We start from the raw sequence: 273 nt of genomic DNA, 5'->3' as shown, positions 1-273 counted from the left end.
GAAAAAGACACCACAACAGTCACTATCGATGAGCACAACCTAGAGGACTTTTTAGGGGTGCAACGCTTTGATTACGGTAAAGCAGAAGACGGCGACCGTATTGGCCAAGTTACCGGCCTTGCATGGACTGAAGTGGGCGGCGACTTGCTAACTATTGAATGCGCCGCAGTACCAGGTAAAGGTAAGCTTAGCTATACCGGCTCATTAGGTGATGTAATGCAAGAGTCGATACAAGCAGCCATGACAGTAGTACGAAACCGAGCGGAAGAGTTT

Annotated in this window: 1 protein-coding gene; it reads left to right on the top strand. The window is 48.7% G+C overall.

All coding sequences use genetic code 11. The features are described 5' to 3' along the window. Positions 1-273 (top strand): S16 family serine protease (locus tag AAEY62_RS22350; protein ID WP_350636601.1); only part of this gene is annotated, 273 nt, incomplete at both ends.

This window comes from Pseudoalteromonas sp. GW168-MNA-CIBAN-0100 (assembly GCF_040309225.1).
Classification (GTDB): Bacteria; Pseudomonadota; Gammaproteobacteria; order Enterobacterales; family Alteromonadaceae; genus Pseudoalteromonas; species Pseudoalteromonas arctica.
The sequence above is the reverse complement of the archived record's forward strand: the minus strand, read 5'-3'. Positions and strand labels throughout refer to the sequence as shown.